The organism is Paenibacillus sp. AD87 (assembly GCF_001659845.1).
Taxonomy (GTDB): domain Bacteria; phylum Bacillota; class Bacilli; order Paenibacillales; family Paenibacillaceae; genus Paenibacillus; species Paenibacillus marchantiae.
The window spans coordinates 41,841-60,897 of the sequence record NZ_LXQN01000022.1 but is presented as its reverse complement, the minus strand read 5'-3'; the positions used below and the strand labels follow the sequence as shown (position 1 = coordinate 60,897).

Below are 19,057 nucleotides of genomic sequence, written 5' to 3'. Positions count from 1 at the left end.
GACTGGAATTCAGTCTTCTTCCATTTGTTTTAACCGCAGTCGCATGCCTTCTTGCAACAGATTAATGCCGTCTACGATCTGGCTCCATTCAGGATTCACGATCTTGCAGAGCTTGTTAAAACGAAGGATGCGCTCTGTTACGGAGTCGAGCATATATCGAGCTTGTTTGCGAAAAAATGCTTCCGGATCTCCAGCATGTTCAATACTGGCGTACATCATCACAAAATCCCATACCATGCTTTGCACTGCGGGGCTATCTAACGGCCAACGTTTGTCCAGAGCTTCGGTGGCACGAATGCGGATGGTCTCCATTTTTTTCACCCAGGCGTCTGCTTCAATCTGTGGATGATTCGCCATGGTGAAGAAGGGAAGTTCGAGGCGGGCCAGATCGGCTATATAGGCCGGATCGTTAATGATATCCTGGATTTCCTTCCATGCCAGTGTTTGCTGGGCAGATAGCTTTGTATCTTTCATCATGTATTTATCGAAAAAATGCAGAAACGAAACTCTCCATTCGTGCGGGATTTCGTCCAGCAGGTGAGATTCTTCCATTTTGGCGGAGATGAATTTTTTCCTTTTTTGAGCATTGACGGTCAGCGAATCCACCAGGCTTGACACATAGGTAAGAGACTGTCCGGAATGAAGCGTATCTTCCACTTCATGCTGTTTGGCTTGTTGCAGAATGGAGAGCATGGAATTCATGGTCCCGATCTGAGTTTCCAAGGCTTCAATCTGTAAATCCAGCGCCTGTGACACGCCAAGTTCACCGGACATCAGCTTGCGAATATCCGATATGCCAAAATTCAAATAGCGTAGCGTTGTGATAAGTTCCAGCCGCCACACGTCTTGCGGTGTATAGAGACGGTGACCACCTTCCGTATGAAAAGAGGGCCGGAGCAACTCGATTTCATCGTAATAACGAATCGTTTTGACGGTTGACCCGATCATTTTGGCTGCTTCACCGATTGAATATGTATCTTTGCTTTGGTTCAATGAAATCACCTCAGGATCTATTATACAACCTCCAGTTACAGGAGATTCAAAGTTGGAAGGTTTGCCATGGAAATGTTCAGAGCCAGTTTAAATTTTACCCATCTCGGTTACAAAGGAAAGAGTGCAACGTTTATGAAAACAACATAATAAATAAAATAAATCCGAGGAGGAATTGTACATGGCTAATCAAGACCAGCACACCATGCAAGATCCGACGACACAATATCCGAAGGCAACATCAGATTGGAAGCAGCAGCAGGAGGAGCCCGGGCTTCAGCGGGAAATGACCCCTGTACCTGATGCAGGTGAGAAAAGCTATAAAGGCAGCGGGCGTCTGACTGGGCGTAAAGCTGTTGTAACCGGAGCCGACAGCGGTATTGGTCGGGCAGCAGCCATTGCTTTTGCTCGTGAAGGCGCGGATGTCGTTCTGGCTTACCTTCCTGAGGAAGAAGCCGATGCGAAGGAAGTGGTCAAGCTGATCGAGGAAGCAGGCCGCAAGGCTGTTGCGATTCCAGGCGACCTCAAGGATGAGAAATACTGCGAAGAACTCATTGAATCTGCTGTAAAAGAGCTCGGTGGGATCGATATCCTCGCCAACGTGGCAGGTAAACAGCAGTTTGTTGAGCAGATCGCCGATCTGACCACGGAACAATTTGATGCGACATTCAAAACCAATGTCTATTCGATGTTCTGGCTCTGCAAAGCAGCTGTGAAACACATGAAACCAGGCAGCTCCATCATTAACACGTCTTCTATTCAGGCATATAAGCCATCGCCAATCTTGCTGGATTATGCGACAACAAAGGCAGCAATCAATACATTCAGCAAAGCGCTGGCCCAGCAAGTCGGCAGCAAAGGCATCCGTGTGAACGTCGTCGCACCAGGTCCGGTATGGACACCGCTTCAGGTGGTTGGTGGACAGCCCGTAGAGAAGCTTGCTGATTTCGGTTCCAATACTCCGCTTGGTCGTGCAGGGCAGCCTGCGGAAATGGCGCCAGCGTTTGTGTTCCTTGCGAGCCAGGAATCGAGCTATGTGAGCGGTGAGACACTGAACGCCAATGGAGGTACAGTTAGTCCGTAATTTTGGATATAAAAAGCCTATGAGTCATAGGTCAGTGATCATAGGCAAGTGAAGCAAAGAACTCCATTCCCGATAAAGGTGAATGGAGTTCTTTGTTGTTATGGAATTTTTCCTGATTATTGCATTACTTCTGATCCGGGTTAGGCTCCAAAATGGCGTAGCTGCCGAGCGTGGCCAATTGCGCCGTATTCAGCAGGGCTTCATCTACCGCAGCGAGGGCTTCACCGGCAGCTGTCATCAGCTCATCAGAGTCCACAGGTGAGGCAAAACGGAGAATCACCCGATTTTCTCCATTTTTCAGTTCACTCTCAGCCTTCGTTTTGTATTCACTAATCGAAGCGACTTCGAGATCGTTCTGTATATAATAATCGTTCGCATCACTTTCGCCATTAAACAGGGCGAGTTCGGAATCAAGCCAGTAATCCTTATCGGCTATCGTTTTCTGACTTGCAGCCGTCTCATCATTTGCATTGTACAGGAAGTAAGGAATACCGGAATTGGTCAGATTGTTGGTGGCATCCACATGGAACCATTCATTCCCGATTTTGACCTTATTCCATGCATGAGGAACACCGCTAGATGCTCCCGTTACGACGATGCTTTCCAGTCCAGACAGATCGGAGAGCAGTTTGTAGACGGAAGCATAGCTGGCACATACGCCAACGCCTTTGACAAGGATACCGTAAGTGGTAAACGAATCATTGAACTGTGCATCGACATTTTTAAAGTTGTTCTGTTCCGCATTTTCCAATGCTGCATCATCATACTTCGCGTTATCGTTCAGATAATCGTAGATGGCTTTGCGTTTCTCATCATCCTTCATGCCATCCTTGATGATGGAAGCAACAACTTCGTTTGCTTTGGCAATAATCTCGCTCTGCTTCTTCTGGATGACATCTGCCGATTCATTGTAATGGATCGAAAGGGTAAGTGTACCGTAGTTGTATTCAAAACCTTCCACACCCAGAATCAATGGATTCTGGTACATCACTTTTAGGACAACATCGGAGAGTGTTGTGAAATTTTGGGCCTCTGGAAAAGCTTTTAATGAGATCTTGTCTTGGGCAGCAACCATGTTTTTAGCCAAAACTTCTTCCAATGCAGAATCTGCATTGATCATTGCATCGCCTGTAGCCGGCTCAGGAACCGTTTCCTGATTTCCTTGCTCCACATTCTGCTGTGTATTGGATTTCTGCTCATCTACCAGGTTGTCCTCTTCAGTTTCAGAAGCTGAATCAGGTGATTCACTCGAAATTTCATCAGAAACTTTATCGGAAGACTTATCGGAAGTATCATCGGAAGCCTCGTTGGATGCAGAATCAGTTTTATCTTCTGACGTTCCAGTATTGGTAGTGGACTCCGTAGATGGAGTTTCTTCCACCGTCGGTTCTGTGTCTGCTTCTGTTTCCGTTGCCGGCTCATTCGCAGGTGCATCATGATTGTTGATGATCGTTGGCACATCAGGTGCAGGGACGAATGGTGTGTCATTTTTCGGTTCTACCAGTCCGTTACTGGACTCGGCAACCGTTTGATGATTCAATTTGTCCAGATCTTCTTGAGTGATATTCTCTACGCGTACGTAACTTTTCAGAGTTGTTCCTTTGATGTGAAACGGAATATTCGTTTCGTTGAACTCCGAGATTTCTACCCCAGTGGTGTCATAAACAATCGTTCCTTGGGAAAACGAACCATCGATGTACTCAATACTTGTTGTTTTAGGCAATTCATTCATGTTCTTCAATTTCTTCATATACAGTTGTTCTTTTAAAGCCATCGGCAACTGATTAGAGAGGGGGGCAGTGGCAACACCGTTGCTGAAATTGGATTCCTTATCTCCGCTGACCGCGGTGACGTAATATTCACCCTTCATACCATGGTTCTGATAGGAAGTCATCTGCTCATTAATGGTGCCGAGACCGCCTTTTCCATCTTCCATAAAGTCATTAAAGGATGTTTCCGTTGTTGTGGTTAAAACCAATGGATTGCTTCCATTGAAGGCTTTCTCCGCTCCTTGCAAGGGTACGTTATTTGTTTCAAAAATAACCGTTCGATCTGCACGATTATAAATTTTATATTCGGTTGCACCTTCGACCTTGTCCCAAGTCAGTTTAAAGCGCTTATCCTTGTCGATTTCATATTTGAGATTGGGAACAGGCAGTTCGGATTTCACTGTGAAAGGAATGATCATTGGTTGATCCAGTAGCGTGAGCTTCTCGGTATCCAGATCATAATTAATACGAATGTAATAAATGGGGGCACCGCCCCAAGTGCTTTGCTCCTGTGTCCGTAACTTATCTGAGGTTAAAACACCCCATCCAAGAGGCTTAATGGAGACACTATTGTCATTGATTTCTGGTATGGCGTAAACTTTGCTGGATTCAAGGGCCTTAATATCGGTATGTACACTAATAATGTCACTAGCTGACAAGCTACTTTTTCTTAAATCTGCTTTAAACTTAAACTTAAATTCTTCATCTTGAGCTACGTTATACATCGGCATAATCGCTTTATTCGATTCAGAGCCGTACTTCTGCTTCAAACTTAATACGCTAGAGCCTTCTAATATTTCTGTGGGGTTATTCTCGGACGGGCTACTCTCCTTGTCATTGCTCTGGCATCCAGCCAATAACAGGGTGAGCGTAAACATAATCAAAAATAAACGTTTCATGGTACACCACTTTCTCGTTTTTCTAAGTTGTTGCAAAGGCTAATTTCTAAAATAATTTCTAAACATCGAACATTATCATTTCTGGTTAAAACTCATTTTCGAACCTCTTATCAGCAAAACCTCCTATTAATTCCCTAATGTCTTTTGCTAGTCTATGGTCATATAGACTTATTGTCAAGATATGTAATGGTATATTATGACTATATACAATAGAGTGAGAATCCTGTATAAGAGCAAGTTAAATTGATCTTTGCGAGAGAGTGAGAATTGTCGAGACTTCTGGTACAATGCATGATAAAACGAAAAATGGAGTGGATCGGATGACGCCAGAACAGATTGTCAGAACTTTTTTTGAAGAAGTGCGCTCGGGTCGCAATCTTGATTATGCCAATACACTGATGGCCGAGCAGGTACTGGCTCACCAGGTGATCTCGGAAGAGGAAGTGACAGTCACAAGAACACCTTCCGTCTATGTGGATCATGTGAGGGAAATGATTGAGGCGTACGGAGATTTTTCGCTGCAGATTCAGGAGTTGCTTGCACAGGGAGATAAAGTATATGTACGCTGGAGACAAGCGGGTACTCATGTTGGAGAAGTGGATGGATATGCACCGACCAACCTGCCCGTGATTGAAATGGCGAGTGCGGTATATCGAGTGGAGAATGAGAGAATTGCAGAATACTGGATTCAGATCGACAGGCTGGGGATCGAAAAACAATTGGAGCGCAATCAGAGCTGATAACCAGCTCTTTTTTGTTGTTTAAATTGCTCGAAGCCAAAATCTGATCTAGATCAGATTTTGGCTTTCTTGACCCTATACCAGTATGTATAGATTTCCGAGAATCCAAGTTTGGCATACAGTTTTAATGCGGGAGCATTATTAGCAACTACTTGCAGGTAACTGGAGGTAGCGCCATTCTCTTTTCCCCAATGCAATAGATGAAGGATCATTTGTTCAGCCAATCCCCGATTCCGAAAGTTAGCGTCCGTAATGATGTCATACAGTCCAATATAGCCTCGTTCCACCACACCGAATCCACAAGCAACGACTTGTCTGTCGATGAACAGCGAGATGAAACCTGTGCGCGTACGGATGTTGGTCAACATTTGTTCCATCGTTCCCCGATGCAGATCACATACCTGATTCAGTCTGCAAAAGTGATCCAGCCACTCTCCGGATAACTGTTCGTCCATTTTCACAGCAGAGTGCTCAGGTTCCTTAATGGTTTCCAAGCTCCGGGTCTGGACCCGGCTCAGATCCACTACATCATACCCCTTTTCATGCAAAAGCTGGTCGAGATGATCCGGCTGGATAAACGGCGTAATCTTGAATATGGTACTTAACTGATTGGAAGCGTAAATTTGCTCGCATTGCTCGATCTTTTCATGCACATCCATGGTCGAGTAGTGAAGAGGTTGAATGGAGTTAGCGCGCTTCGTATACCCCTGTGCAAAATGCAGTACCCATCCGTCAAAAAGCAAGGTGGATAAGGGCTGCCAATGGTTGAGTGATAGTTCCTCAATCGTTTTGTATTCCGAATTCGATGTAGGGATCATATCTATCCTCCTATCTCATAATTTTATAATAATACATATTAATGAATAAAAATTCAATATAAGATATGTAATGGCGCTGAACATTATGCATAGAGTCACAGAATGGGTTACAATTTGAATGAATAAATCCAAGTTTTGAAATTGAAATATCGAAAGAAGTGGAGCAAGTTATGCTAACTATTGAAATAAACAATCACATCATTAACTGTCATATCGAATATGGGAAACGGAAGAAAGCTTCCATTACGATGGATTTACCCTATATGGTCACAATTAAGGCTCCCAATGGTACCAGCGAAGACATGATCCGGCAACTTGTTGCGCAGCATGGGGAAGTAATTTTGACGAAATCTGCTCTGATGCAGCAGGCGTTGGACGGTCCGCAAGAGAAAGAATATGAAGAGGAAGGCAAAGGGAAGTTTCTGCTCTTTGGTAAAGAACATGCACTGCATGAGTTAATTGACGTAGAGGGATGTTCGGAAGAGGATTTGCGTGCGAATCTGAAGAAGTTTTATTTTGCCGAGTGTAAAAGAATGATCGGTGAGCGCATCGGCCGTTACCAGCAGGAGTTGAAGGTGAAGCCGAAGTCTGTGGATATCGTGGAATCGGCAACCAAGTGGGGAAGCTGCAGTTGGGATAAAAAGCTGACGTTTAACTACCGCTTGGCGATGGCTCCACTAGAGGTGATTGATTACGTGATCATTCATGAGTTATGCCATATCCATCATATGAATCATGATCGTTCGTTCTGGCGCCGTGTGGGCAGTATTATGCCCGACTACAAAGCCAAGGAGGATTATTTGATGCGAAATGGCCGAGCCATGACGTTGTAAAAATATGCGTACCACGAATGGACGTGGTGGAAGGAGTTCAAGATGTCAGAGAGTACCTCTTTTGATGTGCTGGTAGATGAATATATCTCGCAATTTCCTTCAGATGTACAGATCAAATTACAATCATTAAGACAGATTATTCGCGATTCCGCTCCCAATGCCGTGGAGAAGATCAGTTACAAGATGCCAACGTATGCAGAGCACGGGAACTTGGTTCATTTTGCAGCGTACTCCAAGCATATCGGATTTTACCCGGGTGCCAGTGGGATTGAAGCGTTTAAGGAAGAACTCTCACGGTATAAAGGAGCCAAAGGGTCAGTTCAGTTTCCACTGGATCAACCATTGCCAGAAGAATTGATCCGCCGGATCGTGGAATTTCGGGTGCAAGCAAATGTGGAAAAGGCTCGGGAAAAGAAGCGAAAGAAGTAGTGGGTGGTACCGTAAATATATGCGCGAGTATAAGAAGTTGTATGAGGATTAACACTGTTTATATGTGACTTCACAGATTTGAGAATGGTATAATTAGAGCAGATTAGACGTAAAATGCAAAGAGAGCCGTGCTGGTAACACGACTCCTCTGAGCAATAGCCGCTTTTAAGGGCGGTGGGCTTCGCTTAGAAAGATGATCATAAATAGACCGCATCCTTTTGCGAGGGGGGCGGTCTATTTGCGTTTATTGGACAGAATGGCAACGATGAGCGTACCGAAGGTAAGCATCAGCATGATTGCTTCAAACACTGTCACAGGGCATCCCTCCCTTCATGGCGAGGTAGCCGACCGACCCTTTAAGCCTATTCTATTGCTTTGTTGATTATAGCTTCTTTTGTAAGAAGCTATGGCGTCAGAATCTTTGTATATGTAACTCGCTCATTAGTTGCAGGGCATCCCGAAACCCTTGTAAATAAATCTCTCTTTCCAGAAGTGTTTGCATAGAAAGTTGAGTATCTTCATATAAAAAAATGGTCTGATTCAGATGTTCAGGTATAGCTTGACGGATGGTATGAAAATAATGATCAGATTCTTCAGATAGTTGGGTATAATCAGGCTGCGTGTGAGACAAATTGTTGTATAATAACTCTAAGCGCGTTCGGATTAACGGTTCTGCCAAAGATTCCAGAGATTCTATCATGCATTCTCCTACTTTCTATGAATTGAACTATAGAGAATTAATAACTCATAGAGTTATGATAACTTAATTAGTTATTAACGTCAAGAGTTACTATATTTTATGTTAAGGGATGTTTTCATATGATCAAATTCACTCTCGAACAAGTTCTAAAGGATAAGGGTATGTCTATGTATGCTTTGGCTAAAAAAACAGGAGTTCGTCCGAATACCATTGGACAATGGGTAACGGATAGCGGTTTTGAAGTCAAATCGATTACAATCGAAACCCTTGAGAAAATTTGTGTAGCACTGGAATGTCAGCCAGGCGACTTAATTAAGTATATTGACGAGAAGTGATGTTTAACAGGCAATATTAGGATGAGGTGCACTTTTACAATCATGGGGTTATACCTGTTTGTTTGGAGGAGGACACGTATGATTAAGATTCATTTATCTCGCATTATGGGAGAGAAAAGAATTAACATTGCCGATTTATCCAGACTAACCGGACTACATAGAAATGGAATTGCCAAATTTATATAATGAGGAAACAGATGGCGTGAAGTTCGATACGCTGAATCGAATATGCGAAGCTTTGAATTGTGAGATCCAGGAGATTATTGAGTTTATTAAGGATGAGAAGTGATCTTCAACGATTAGCTTAAAGCCCACACACTCTTTTAAAAAAATAGAAATACGGACCGTTACCTTATCCAAGGGACGGTCTTTTTTGTGCTGTAAATCATCCCCCAATGAGCATTCTTAAGCACGAATCTGAATTCAGCCTTTTTTCAGGTAGAGGCATTATACTATTCCCGAATCCTGTACTGGAAAAGGAGTTTTGGCATGTCTAAGGTGATCCATAAGTCGCTTTATCTCATTCTGCTTGTTTTTGTCGGCGTGTTTATCGTGTCGTCCCTGTTTGTCCGGGCGCAGTACAACTACACCTTGTATGGGGATAATCCGATTCTGGGCACGCAGCAGTGGAGTATTTTTATCCCGGTGATTGCTTTACTTCTGGTTTCGGGTATCGGATTATACCGCCTTTGCCTGAAGCTGAACAAATACAGTCCAAAGGTTGTCATTCCGGTGGTACTGCTATGTTCACTGGCAATTCAAATCATCATTATCTTCGTGTTTCCACGAGTGCCTACGGATGATTCACAGACCGTGCTTTCACTCGCGATGAACATGCTCTACGATCAGGATTATTCTTCGTTCGAAACGGGCGGATATCTGCACATGTTCCCGTTCAACTTTTCTACCGTCTTGTATCTAAAGACATTGCTGTACCTGTTCCCGGATAATTATCTGGTGATCAAGCTGTTCAATATTTTGTTTGCAACGGTAACGACATTAATGATTTATCTCATTTATAAACAGTTAAATCATAAGTCCGCGGAACGTGATTACGGGGTTCTGATCTTTGCAGCCACGTATCTACCATCCCTGTTTCTGAACAACCTGATCTATAACGATGTAATTGCTACGGCATTTCTGACGTCTTGTTTATACTTTTTGATTCGGTTTATACGTGAAAAGTCTTGGCAGACGATTGTCATTGCCGCCATTCTGCTCGCGATTGGCAACTACTTCCGAAGCATTGGTGTGATAGTGCTGATTGCTGCTATATTAACTATCCTACTAAATATGCGAAGTATTGGATTCAAGAAAGTGATTGCCTCCATATTCGTGCTGGCTATTTTGTTCAACGTCCCAGGGTGGACTCAGAATGCGGTCTTGAAATCTTCAGGTGCTGTAAGTGAACCTGTTGGGGAAAATTCGGCACCAGTCTATATGTGGTTGAACATGGGTATTAATCTGGAACGATTTGGCTTCTGGGACAACATGGAGAGCTACCAGATCTATCAAAGAGAATCCAATTATAATAAAGCTGAAAGTACAGAACTGTACAAGCAGGAGATTGAACGCAAGCTGTCGGAAGCCAGCTTAAGTGACTTGGCGCAGATGTATTACAAAAAGATCATTTGGACCTGGACCGAAGGTACCTACCAAATGGATCGATATGGCATCGGCAACGAAAGCTCCTCGGGTATGGGAGGAGGAAGAGGTGGCGGAATTGCCGGCTCCTACAGTTACACCAATGCGTTAACAGACTTATTCAAGGGAGATTCCGTCTACCGGACGGGGGTGCTTTGGATCGTTTATGTGATGAATTTCATGATGTACTGTTTTATTTTCATTCGCTTGGTCGGTGGGATTCGTGGAAAGCGGTATGACGAAGTCTCTTTGATTCTGGTTATTCTCGGATTTATCGGGTTCTACATTCTGTGGGAGATTAAATCGAGGTATATCTACCCCGTATACCCGCTGCTGGTTGTATTGTCGTACATGGGATTTAAAGATGTGTATAACTTCATGTTTCATAGAAAACTTGGCTGGGAACGTTCTTCCCTGAGAAAAGGGTGATCCATATGCGAAAAAATGGTTATCTCACATCGGCTATACTCTTGCTGCTGACCTGCTCAGTTTTGCTCTCTGCTTGTGATGTTATTACCGCCCAGAACATTACGAATACCGGTTCTGCACAAGGTATGAACGGTGGCGGAATGATGAATGGCGGTGGCCCGGGCATGAATGGAGGAACACAGAGGGGTGGAGGGCAAGGGATGATGAATGCCGATCTTACAGGCAGAGTGATCTCTGCCACAGGGAGTACCGTCACGATCTCGTTGCTTGAGGTGCAGGACAACTCATCCACAGGCTCGACTAATGGAAATGGAAGACAACCAGGCGCCTCCAGAGGCGGAAGCATGGATATGAAAGATACGGGTATTGAAATGAAATTGGACATCAGTGAGGATGTGGATATCACGGAAGGCATGGGCATGGGTGCCCCAGGCAACAACCAAAATGCTAATTCATCCATTCAGGTGTCTGATCTGAAAGAGGGAGATGTCGTTATGGTTTGGTATAAGGAGAACACCGAGACCGTAGAGCGAATGGTTGTTACACAGTCTTGATATTCGTTGCCTATGATCACTTGATGGAGTATTATGGAAATAACTTGATTTTCAGAAGGAGTGAGCGTCATGAAACGACGGGCTAAGATGATGCAAAGCGTTACTACAACAATTAAGGTGATTACGAACTGAATAGATCCGGCAGAGCAACGAACACATGGCGAAGCATTCGGAGTCTGCTAATGTGACGATCTGAAATCTGCCGACATATAGGGATATAACTGCTCAGTTTTCCTGGTATGCACGAGGTTTGTTTGCTTATGCAAGTAAACCCCGTGTATCCAGAATTTTTAAAGCCGCAGGCATAGCCTGCGGCTTTTTGCGCGCAAAAATAGGATTCGGAACTCTAAAAGCGTTCTATATTAAATGACCACTAAGGAGATATGCTCATGTTAAAACTTAAATATTTATTCCATAATAACGATCTCGCCGAGATGATTTTGAAAAACTGGGGTTATGATCCGGAGTCACTGGACATGTTCCAGTATTATCGTATATCCTCCAATGCCGTGTATCCGTTCAGGGATCAGGGAGAGGTTTACTTGCTTCGTTTTGCCCCTGTAGATGAGAAAAATCAAACCAATCTTGCAGCGGAGTTGGAGTTCCTGTCCTATCTTAAACTAAATCAATATGGCGCCATGGAAGCAGTACCTTCCCATGCAGGAAAAGAGCTGGTAGTGGCTCATACGCCTTGGGGAATGTATTATGCCTCTGTATTCAAACGAGTTCCTGGTAACCAGATGGGGAGTATCGATATAAATGACCAGATCGTGCACAGCTTGGGTGAGGCATTGGGTAAGCTGCATCGTTTATCTTGTGAATACACACCCAAACAGGCAAAACGCTGGACATATATCGATGTACTGGATTGGATGAAGGACGTTCTGGGGGAGTTCCCTGGCGAGAATGCGGCGCTCAATGAGGTAGAAGTTCTCCGGAATTATTTTGCAAATTGGCCCGTTACACAGCAGAACTTCGGGTTAATTCATTATGATTTTGAACTGGATAATGTCTTCTATGACGAGGAGAGTCATTCCTGTTACGCCATTGACTTCGATGACGCCATGTACCACTGGTACGCAATGGATGTGGAGCAGAGTCTGGATAGTTTACGGGATGAAATTCAGCCGGATGAATGGGAACAGAAGAAGCAAATATTCTTGCAAGGGTATTGGAAAGAAGCAGGAGACGCCTATGATATGGAGTCGATGTTCCCAGCATGTCGTCGCTTTGCCAATCTGTACGGTTATGTACGTGTGCTTCGATCTGGGGCAGAACAATGGGCGCATGAGCCGGAATGGATGAGTGGATTAAGAGCAAGGCTGGATAAATCGATGGCAGTAAAAGCAAAACAGTTTGGTCAGCAGCAGCCCCTCCAACTACCGACCAATTGATTCTCATTACTTTTCCAGCAAAGATGATTAAGGTTAAATCAGGCCTCTGCATAAGTGCAACGAAATAATGATTGATTTTTTATTCATCTCCATTGTAACATTAGATTAAGCGCTATACCTTTTATTAAAACATCAATGTTGGATTACATGGTCAAGTGGAAACCGGCAATTCGTTTCACCAATTGAATGAAGAGGACGGTCATAACGAACATGGACGACAAAAAGTTAATTATCTTTTTTGACAGCGGCGATACCATTGTTGATGAATCGACCGAGATTCGGGACGAAGAGGGAATTGTTCTGAGTGCGGATCTGATTCCGGGTGCGGATATTACGATTCAGAAGCTTCATGAAAGAGGGTACACGCTGGCCCTGGTTGCTGACGGCGATGCACAATCCTTCAAGAACGTATTTAAGCAGCATGGACTTCATGATTATTTTACCGCAATGATTATTTCGGAAAATATTAAAGCCAGCAAGCCAAGCCCGCGGATGTTTAAGGCAGCAATTGGTGCCCTTGATTTGTCCGAAGGGGATTTTTCAAGAACAGTGATGATTGGCAATAACCTGAGTCGTGATATGAAGGGAGCCAACGCACTTGGCATCACCAGCATCTTTCAGAGCTGGACGCCACGTTATCCCCATGAGCCGGTGGATGAGACAGAACGTCCGACTCACACAGTTGGTGAACCGCTGGAGCTGCTTGAACTTATTGAACGGCTAAATGCCGAAGTTAAATAAATAAATGTTTGCTTGCATGCCCTTGAGCAGAAGGATTGAATGTCATTCTACCTTCTGCTCAAGGGCTATTTTTACTTTTTTAAATGAGAAAATGATAGAATGATCGTAAAAACCGGAACTGGGGTAGGTGTTCATATGGAAGAACCACATCGGAAACCGTTGTTGTACTTGCAAACTGCCGATTTGGTGATGGAAGAAATCCGTAACCGGAAATTGCAGCCACATGATCCCGTGCCATCGGAAGGCGAGCTCGCGAAACTGTATTCTGTCAGTCGTATGACAGCCAAGCTTGCGCTGCAAATTTTGGAGAAACAAGGTATTGTCTATCGGTTGGCGCGGCGGGGTACATTTGTGTCGGGTGATTATTTGGGCGGCCCGGTTAAGGAGTCAATGCCGGGGAATTTAAGTACAGACAAGAAGCTTATGAAGCGAAAAATTGCCCTGTTGTTCCCCAATATGGATGATTACGTAGCCAGAATTATAGCATCCGTTGAGCAGGAAGCACGTAAATCAGGTTGCCAGTTGCTCATTCGAATTACTATGGATAAAGAGGATGAGAGCTTCTGCCTACAAGAGTTATACGAGGAAGGAATCGATGGAATTATTCTGTTTCCAAGGGGACGAACACGCTGCAGTGAAAAGGTGCTCGAGCTTAATCTGCTAAATTATCCATTGGTGATCATCGATCGAATCTTCCGTGAGGTCAATATTGATTGTGTGTACCATGACCATTATCAGGGAGCCTACAACTTGACGGAATATTTGATTGATAGAGGACATCGGGAAATTGGGTATATCTCTATGCCGTTTGATGGAGTGACGAGCCGGGAGGACCGCTATAAGGGTTATGTGCAGGCCATGCTGGACTATTCACTTCCCGTCAACGGTCGCAATATTTGCCTGGATTGTGCTGAGGATTACATGCTCAACCTGAATGGAGCGAATCTCCAACTCAAGGATTTCATTCAAAGTAATCCCGCAATGACAGCCGTTGTTTGTGCGGATGATTATATCGCGACTTCTTGTCTGTACACGGCCTTATCCATCCACAAGCAGGTACCTGAGGAACTTTCCATCATAGGTTTTTCCGACATCCAGTTGGCGAGTCTGCTGCCCGTGCCACTGACTACGGCAAGACAAACCACAGAGAAGCTTGGACAGGCAGCAGTGAATTTGCTGTGCAAACGTATGGAGAATTCCCGAGAAGGGGCTTTATCCATCAAGGTAAACACAACCATCATCGAACGAAGCTCCGTACGTAATCTTAATCAATGAGTGTTGATGCGGTTCCGCCATTTAAACCTTCCTTATCTCGTTTTAATGATAAGGAAGATTTTTTATATGTCAGTGACATATATGTATTTGCTATCTTATTCAAACTCAACAATGCAAAATTTGTTATGTTTGTTACCTTTTTATGCAAAAATAATGTAAATAATAGTAGTTATATGAAGTTTATTTGGAGAAAAATTTACATTTATATCATTGTATATGTCAATGACATATATTAGTGTGAAGATATGCCACTTATCTTTCAAGGATGAAGGGAGGATATTCTGGAAAGCGCTACCATACATCCTGGGAAATGACCTGCAGAGCCAAAAGAAATGTAACGTACGAACGTTGGCAATAATCGAAATCATTATTCGAAGAGGAGCCCGAATATGACAATCAAATCCTTGCTTGCAGCTTCGTTCTTGGCATTATCTCTTTTCTTTCCACTGGCGCAGCCCGCGCAGGCGGAAGAGGACAACGCCGTAACGGTTTACCAGGATGGAGATTTTGGAGGCAGCTCCCAACCGTTTGGGATTGGCCAGTTCAATGTGAATCAGCTTAACGTGGTTGGTAACGACAAAATATCTTCGGTAAAGGTAGCTCCGGGATATCGATTGACCCTGTATCGTGACAAGGATTTCTCCGGTGACACCAAAACGCTGACCGGCGATGCGGGATGGCTTGATGATTTTAACGACGCGACCTCCAGTCTGAAAGTAGAGAAGATCGGAGGCCCCAATAAACCAGTTATCGCATATTCCAATTCGCCTTATGGAGGTTTTGAGCAGCAGTTTGATATCGGCAGCTATAATGTGGATGAACTGAAGGCTGGAGTAGGCAATGATGCCATCTCTGCACTCCGGGTAGCCCCAGGGTATAAGGTCACATTGTACAAAGACTACAATTTCGCTGGATATTCCAAGGTTCTGACCGCAGATGCGATCTATGTTGGCGGAGATATCAATGATTCGGTATCGAGCCTGAAGGTTGAAGCCATCTCGCCGCTCGATGCCACCTCGGTTGCCGTTCCGGGTAACGATTACAGTGACACAGCCAAGCGTGAAATATTGCAAACCTTTGCTCCTAAAATCTGGTTTGCCCAAGGCGAAGTTTATTTCCCGTCCTCGGTAGAACATACCCTGCCGCATGTGGATCGCTATGTGAATCCAGGTTCAGGTTTGTATGAATTTAAGACCAAAACGGAATTGAATCCATATACCCTGAAACTACCTTATTTTACGGGCGATCTGGCTAATGCGCCGATCTATGCGTTTTGGGTGGAGAAGGAGTATAACAACGTCGATCTGGTATATTTCCAGTTCAGTCCCTATGATCTTGGGAAAACGGTGTTTGGCACGGAAGTGGGAGATCATGTCGGAGACTGGGAGCGGGTCACGGTCAGATTGGCCAAGTTCACTGATCAGAACAGTAACTATGTGAAGCCGGTTCAAGTTTACTATGGCGCGCATTCTTTCGGTACAACCTACTCCTGGGGTGAAGTGGACAAAGTAAACAATACACATCCTGTTGCGTATTCCGCGTTTGGTTCCCATGGGATGTGGAAAGATCCTGGCAATCATGTCTATCAGGAACTCGTCGTGACCCAGTTGATTGATGTGACGAATCAGGGGACGGCATGGGATACCTGGAACAATATCCAGGCTTTCCAGTATTATCCGAATACCCGAACAGGCAACGGTCTGGGTAATGCTTGGCCATCATGGCTGGACAGGGATTACAGCAATCCGAACAGCTTGTCTGTCTATAGATTCGGAAATCCGTCCCAAGGCTCCTTCTTTGGTCAGCCTCTACTTGCAGGGGGACCAACAGGACCGCAGGAAAAAGGCGCATTAACGAATGATGTTATTTTAGATTAGACGATAATTAACGAGGGGACTCGCTTTCACATGAAGCGGGTCTTCCATGCTTATTGTTCAAATAAACAGTATTAACTGTGAATCTAACAACGGAGGCTCAGACAACCATGACTAACCGTAAAAAAGTACATGTTGTTTTTAAAACTCACCTGGATATCGGATTTACGCACTTGGCGGAAAACGTCGTAAAGCAGTACATGGAAGAGTATGTACCCAAAGCTATCGCTTTGTCCGCGCAGTTGGAAGCAGAGGGAGGACGAGAGCAGTTCATATGGACCACGGGTTCCTGGCTGATCCGTCATTATCTGAATCATGCGTCCGAAGAGGGTAAACAGGCCATGGAACAAGCGATCCGCAAAGGTCATATTGTATGGCATGGATTACCGTTCACGACGCATACCGAACTGATGGACCCCTCATTATTTCGCTACGGATTGTCCATTGGACTGGAGCTGGATAAACAATTTGGCAAAACGACCATTGCAGCAAAAATGACGGATGTACCCGGTCATACCCTGTCTATGGTGCCTTTGATGAATGAAGTGGGTATCCGGTATATGCATCTTGGGGTTAATCCAGCTTCCATGCGCCCGGATGTGCCTAAACTGTTCAGATGGCAGGCAGCGGATGGCAGTGAGATCATTGTCAATTATGCGGACACCTATGGTGAGGCAGTCGAAATAGAAGGTATCGATGATATCTTGTTGTTTGCCCATACGGGCGACAATTGCGGACCGCCAAGCGCAGAAGAGATTCGTGAACAATTCCAGCATATCCAGGAACGATACCCCGATGCAGAGATTATGGCGTCGTCTCTTGATGCATTTGCAGTACACCTTGATCAGGTTCGGGACCAATTACCTGTTGTATGTGAAGAGCTCGGGGATACTTGGATTCACGGAGGAGGTACCGACCCGCTTAAAATAGCCCGATTCCGCCAGTTGCAGCGGTTAAGAGACAAGTGGCTGACCGAAGGCCGGATCGATCCGGCAAGCGCTGAATATAAAGGTATGAGTGATGCCATGCTGCTGGTTGTGGAGCATACGTGGGGGCTTGATGTGAAGAAATGGCTTCCGGATTTCCGGAATTATGCCAAGCCTGACTTCAACCGCGCACGGGAAATGAACGACGTCGATGTGGAGGATATTCCTGCAAAATTTCAATATATCGGTGCCTTCGCCATGGACGAGTTCGACAGTCATTCTAGCGGACTATTCTCTTCGGAGACGAGTCGCCGTACCTATTCCATGATAGAGAGCTCTTGGGCGGAACAGCGGGAATATTTGGACACGGCTGTGGCGTGCCTGAGTGATGACAAGCAGAAGGAAGCGCGACAAGCTTTTGAACAACTAAACCCGGTTAAAAGTGCGTTTTCCGACATCGTATCTGCGGCAAGTCATCAAGTTTATAGCAGTGGCGGATACCAGCTGGCCTTCAATAACAATGGTGCACTGATTCAGCTGACGGACGAGAAGGGAAAGAATTGGGTGGACGCGAAGCATCCGTTCGGAGCCTATGCCTATGAAACCTTCGGGACGCAGGATTACGACAGGTATTTCCGTACCTATATGCAGAACCTGCCTGTGACACATCCTTGGGCGGATGCCGACTTCAACAAGCCTGGATTTGAATTTGTGCGCCCACTGCCAAGCCATCAGGTGTACTTGCCAATCGTGACCGATATGCACAAGTCAGGCAATGCTAATGGTGATACGTATGGGTTCCGGTTGTCCATGCCAACAGAAAGTCATGAATTGTACGGAGCACCCAAGGAACTGGAACTGGTATATACGTTTTCACAGGCAGGAGTGGTAGAGGTTAGCTTGCAATGGTTTGGAAAAGAAGCGAATCGTCTTCCGGAGGCCAGTTGGTTTGGATGCGGACTTAAGGTGGATAACCCCAATCTGTGGATGATGGACAAGCTTGGAGGACGAATCTCTCCGTTGAATGTTGTAAAAGACGGCAACCGCAATCTGCATGCTGTAGACAAGGGAGTATTCTATGATGGCACAGATGGCCAGGCCTCTATTGAAGCTTTGGATTCCGCTTTGGTCGCACCTGGACAGAGAAGACTGCTGCAATTCGACAACTCGTTTGTCTCGCTTGAATCCGGTTGGCAGTTTAATCTGCATAACAATATCTGGGGTACCAATTTCCCAATGTGGTACGGGGAGGATGCCAAATTCCGCTTTCGACTAAATACAGCTGCAAACCGCAAATAAGAGAAGTTGATGTAGAATTTTACCAAAAATTGATGATCGGATAATAATCCTAGTACAATTGGAACCTATACTTGGATTTGTGAGTGAGGGTGCTGTTTGAGCAGACTTGAATTGTTCGGAACTGTTCCTGAAATGAATTTAAAAAAACAGAATTTTTTTGTAAAATCCCTATTGCTTGAACGTAGTCATCCATGTATTATATACAAATAAAGCGTTTACATTTTCTTATATGTCAATTAAACCGGTTTAATTCTACGAGATGTTTTCCCGATTGAGCACCTCTGTTGCATAAAAATTAAACCGGTTTAATTGTATCTACATATG

At 44.7% G+C, this 19,057-nt stretch carries 17 protein-coding genes and 1 pseudogene; 13 read left to right on the top strand and 5 right to left on the bottom strand.

All coding sequences use genetic code 11. The features are described from left to right. Window positions 1–9: 9 nt before the first annotated feature. A complete protein-coding gene (locus gpAD87_RS28505) occupies window positions 10–993 on the bottom strand; it encodes a MerR family transcriptional regulator (RefSeq protein WP_442950748.1) in 984 nt (327 codons plus the stop codon). 178 nt (window positions 994–1,171) lie between these two features. Here gpAD87_RS28505 and gpAD87_RS28500 point away from each other — a divergent pair, with 178 nt between their 5' ends. Then, window positions 1,172–2,074, top strand: a complete 903-nt coding sequence (locus gpAD87_RS28500; protein WP_024631293.1) for an SDR family oxidoreductase — start codon at window positions 1,172–1,174, stop codon at window positions 2,072–2,074. 124 nt (window positions 2,075–2,198) lie between these two features. Here gpAD87_RS28500 and gpAD87_RS28495 read toward each other — a convergent pair whose 3' ends face one another. Beyond that, entirely contained in the window at window positions 2,199–4,742 is a 2,544-nt protein-coding gene (locus gpAD87_RS28495; protein WP_064642174.1) for a transglutaminase domain-containing protein, read from the bottom strand. Window positions 4,743–5,062: 320 nt separating this feature from the next. Here gpAD87_RS28495 and gpAD87_RS28490 point away from each other — a divergent pair, with 320 nt between their 5' ends. Next, entirely contained in the window at window positions 5,063–5,482 is a 420-nt protein-coding gene (locus gpAD87_RS28490; protein ID WP_064642172.1) for an ester cyclase, read from the top strand. 53 nt (window positions 5,483–5,535) lie between these two features. Here the strand turns inward: gpAD87_RS28490 and gpAD87_RS28485 are convergent, their stop codons facing one another. Further along, window positions 5,536–6,300 (bottom strand): GNAT family N-acetyltransferase, encoded by a 765-nt coding sequence (locus gpAD87_RS28485; protein WP_064642170.1) that lies wholly within the window; start codon window positions 6,298–6,300, stop codon window positions 5,536–5,538. Between the two features lie 170 nt (window positions 6,301–6,470). Between gpAD87_RS28485 and gpAD87_RS28480 the strand changes: the two genes are divergently transcribed. Both gpAD87_RS28480 and gpAD87_RS28475 read left to right on the top strand, forming a co-directional pair. Beyond that, the gene (locus tag gpAD87_RS28480) at window positions 6,471–7,133 is read left to right on the top strand and encodes a M48 family metallopeptidase (RefSeq protein ID WP_064642168.1); all 663 of its coding nucleotides are present in this window, start codon (window positions 6,471–6,473) and stop codon (window positions 7,131–7,133) included. Window positions 7,134–7,175: 42 nt separating this feature from the next. Next, window positions 7,176–7,562 carry an iron chaperone gene (locus gpAD87_RS28475; protein WP_064642166.1) on the top strand — a complete coding sequence of 129 codons (387 nt, stop codon included), beginning with the start codon at window positions 7,176–7,178 and terminating at the stop codon, window positions 7,560–7,562. Window positions 7,563–7,796: 234 nt separating this feature from the next. Here the strand turns inward: gpAD87_RS28475 and gpAD87_RS33040 are convergent, their stop codons facing one another. Beyond that, window positions 7,797–7,871 carry a putative holin-like toxin gene (locus gpAD87_RS33040; RefSeq protein ID WP_442950750.1) on the bottom strand — a complete coding sequence of 25 codons (75 nt, stop codon included), beginning with the start codon at window positions 7,869–7,871 and terminating at the stop codon, window positions 7,797–7,799. Between the two features lie 103 nt (window positions 7,872–7,974). Then, complete coding sequence (locus tag gpAD87_RS28470) at window positions 7,975–8,262, bottom strand: hypothetical protein (RefSeq protein ID WP_064642164.1); 288 nt, start codon at window positions 8,260–8,262, stop codon at window positions 7,975–7,977. A 119-nt stretch (window positions 8,263–8,381) separates the two neighbouring features. Here gpAD87_RS28470 and gpAD87_RS28465 point away from each other — a divergent pair, with 119 nt between their 5' ends. From gpAD87_RS28465 to gpAD87_RS28425, 9 genes and pseudogenes are all read left to right on the top strand, one after another. Beyond that, window positions 8,382–8,597 (top strand): helix-turn-helix domain-containing protein, encoded by a 216-nt coding sequence (locus gpAD87_RS28465; RefSeq protein WP_064642162.1) that lies wholly within the window; start codon window positions 8,382–8,384, stop codon window positions 8,595–8,597. A gap of 78 nt (window positions 8,598–8,675) precedes the next feature. Beyond that, window positions 8,676–8,886: pseudogene (locus gpAD87_RS28460) on the top strand (helix-turn-helix domain-containing protein). Window positions 8,887–9,086: 200 nt separating this feature from the next. Continuing rightward, complete coding sequence (locus tag gpAD87_RS28455) at window positions 9,087–10,670, top strand: glycosyltransferase family 39 protein (protein WP_064642160.1); 1,584 nt, start codon at window positions 9,087–9,089, stop codon at window positions 10,668–10,670. Between the two features lie 5 nt (window positions 10,671–10,675). Beyond that, window positions 10,676–11,224 (top strand): hypothetical protein, encoded by a 549-nt coding sequence (locus tag gpAD87_RS28450; protein WP_064642158.1) that lies wholly within the window; start codon window positions 10,676–10,678, stop codon window positions 11,222–11,224. A 389-nt stretch (window positions 11,225–11,613) separates the two neighbouring features. Next, window positions 11,614–12,618 carry a phosphotransferase enzyme family protein gene (locus tag gpAD87_RS28445; RefSeq protein ID WP_064642156.1) on the top strand — a complete coding sequence of 335 codons (1,005 nt, stop codon included), beginning with the start codon at window positions 11,614–11,616 and terminating at the stop codon, window positions 12,616–12,618. Between the two features lie 210 nt (window positions 12,619–12,828). Beyond that, window positions 12,829–13,359 carry an HAD family hydrolase gene (locus tag gpAD87_RS28440; protein WP_064642154.1) on the top strand — a complete coding sequence of 177 codons (531 nt, stop codon included), beginning with the start codon at window positions 12,829–12,831 and terminating at the stop codon, window positions 13,357–13,359. 99 nt (window positions 13,360–13,458) lie between these two features. Continuing rightward, entirely contained in the window at window positions 13,459–14,634 is a 1,176-nt protein-coding gene (locus gpAD87_RS28435; RefSeq protein ID WP_231952916.1) for a GntR family transcriptional regulator, read from the top strand. Window positions 14,635–15,023: 389 nt separating this feature from the next. Next, entirely contained in the window at window positions 15,024–16,511 is a 1,488-nt protein-coding gene (locus gpAD87_RS28430; RefSeq protein ID WP_064642152.1) for a Vps62-related protein, read from the top strand. Between the two features lie 107 nt (window positions 16,512–16,618). Next, the gene (locus tag gpAD87_RS28425) at window positions 16,619–18,733 is read left to right on the top strand and encodes a DUF5054 domain-containing protein (protein ID WP_064642150.1); all 2,115 of its coding nucleotides are present in this window, start codon (window positions 16,619–16,621) and stop codon (window positions 18,731–18,733) included. Window positions 18,734–19,057 lie beyond the last annotated feature (324 nt).

Bases quoted from the DNA above. Each gene is read 5' to 3' on its own strand.
- gpAD87_RS28500 (WP_024631293.1), top strand. From the start codon at position 1,172: ATGGCTAATCAAGACCAGCACACCATGCAAGATCCGACGACACAATAT.
- gpAD87_RS28495 (WP_064642174.1), bottom strand. From the start codon at position 4,742: ATGAAACGTTTATTTTTGATTATGTTTACGCTCACCCTGTTATTGGCT.
- gpAD87_RS28490 (WP_064642172.1), top strand. From the start codon at position 5,063: ATGACGCCAGAACAGATTGTCAGAACTTTTTTTGAAGAAGTGCGCTCG.
- gpAD87_RS28485 (WP_064642170.1), bottom strand. From the start codon at position 6,300: ATGATCCCTACATCGAATTCGGAATACAAAACGATTGAGGAACTATCA.
- gpAD87_RS28480 (WP_064642168.1), top strand. From the start codon at position 6,471: ATGCTAACTATTGAAATAAACAATCACATCATTAACTGTCATATCGAA.
- gpAD87_RS28475 (WP_064642166.1), top strand. From the start codon at position 7,176: ATGTCAGAGAGTACCTCTTTTGATGTGCTGGTAGATGAATATATCTCG.
- gpAD87_RS28470 (WP_064642164.1), bottom strand. From the start codon at position 8,262: ATGATAGAATCTCTGGAATCTTTGGCAGAACCGTTAATCCGAACGCGC.
- gpAD87_RS28465 (WP_064642162.1), top strand. From the start codon at position 8,382: ATGATCAAATTCACTCTCGAACAAGTTCTAAAGGATAAGGGTATGTCT.
- gpAD87_RS28455 (WP_064642160.1), top strand. From the start codon at position 9,087: ATGTCTAAGGTGATCCATAAGTCGCTTTATCTCATTCTGCTTGTTTTT.
- gpAD87_RS28450 (WP_064642158.1), top strand. From the start codon at position 10,676: ATGCGAAAAAATGGTTATCTCACATCGGCTATACTCTTGCTGCTGACC.
- gpAD87_RS28445 (WP_064642156.1), top strand. From the start codon at position 11,614: ATGTTAAAACTTAAATATTTATTCCATAATAACGATCTCGCCGAGATG.
- gpAD87_RS28440 (WP_064642154.1), top strand. From the start codon at position 12,829: ATGGACGACAAAAAGTTAATTATCTTTTTTGACAGCGGCGATACCATT.
- gpAD87_RS28435 (WP_231952916.1), top strand. From the start codon at position 13,459: ATGATCGTAAAAACCGGAACTGGGGTAGGTGTTCATATGGAAGAACCA.
- gpAD87_RS28430 (WP_064642152.1), top strand. From the start codon at position 15,024: ATGACAATCAAATCCTTGCTTGCAGCTTCGTTCTTGGCATTATCTCTT.
- gpAD87_RS28425 (WP_064642150.1), top strand. From the start codon at position 16,619: ATGACTAACCGTAAAAAAGTACATGTTGTTTTTAAAACTCACCTGGAT.